Below are 606 nucleotides of genomic sequence, written 5' to 3'. Positions count from 1 at the left end.
ATCACGAACAGCCCGATCTGGGCGAGCGGACACTCGTGCTGCCCGAGGAGGCGCTGCAGGGGCTGCTGATCACGTTCGCGTTCACCGGAGCGGACGCCGACCTGACGCTCCTCCTGCTCGACGCGTCCGGCAAGGTGCGGGGCGACGAGGACTTCGTCTTCTACCACCAACCGGCGGCGGCAGGTGGCGCGGCGCGTCTGTTGGGGAAGCAGCCCGAAGCACAGGTCGTGACCGAGCGCGCCGGGCTGCACCTGTCCGCGCTGCCCGCGGACGTCCACCGTGTGGCCGTGTCGATCAACATGGACGTCGACACCGGCCTGACCTGCGCCGCCCTCACCCATGCGGCACTGGACCTGCGCTGTGTCACCGGCATGACGTGGACGTTCCGCCCGCCGTCGGACCCCGCCGTGCGCGCCATGGTGATGGCCGAGTTCTACCGCCGCACCGTCAACGGACGAACCGTGTGGAAGCTGCGCGCGCTCGGCCAGGGCTGGGCGGACGGCCTCGGCGGCCTTGCCCGCGACCATGGCGTCGACGTCGAGTGACCGTCGCGGCGGCCGGCGCGATTCGCTCCGTGGTCAGCGGGGGGTGAGTCTGAGGGTGGTG

Annotated in this window: 1 protein-coding gene; it reads left to right on the top strand. The window is 71.5% G+C overall.

What is annotated here, in order from left to right:
- Nucleotides 1-545 (top strand): TerD family protein (locus ETD96_RS44255; RefSeq protein WP_138642410.1); only part of this gene is annotated, 545 nt, incomplete at its 5' end.
- Nucleotides 546-606 lie beyond the last annotated feature (61 nt).

Origin of the sequence: Actinomadura geliboluensis (genome assembly GCF_005889745.1) — a bacterium.
In the GTDB taxonomy this organism is placed as follows: domain Bacteria; phylum Actinomycetota; class Actinomycetes; order Streptosporangiales; family Streptosporangiaceae; genus Spirillospora; species Spirillospora geliboluensis.
The sequence above is the reverse complement of the archived record's forward strand: the minus strand, read 5'-3'. Positions and strand labels throughout refer to the sequence as shown.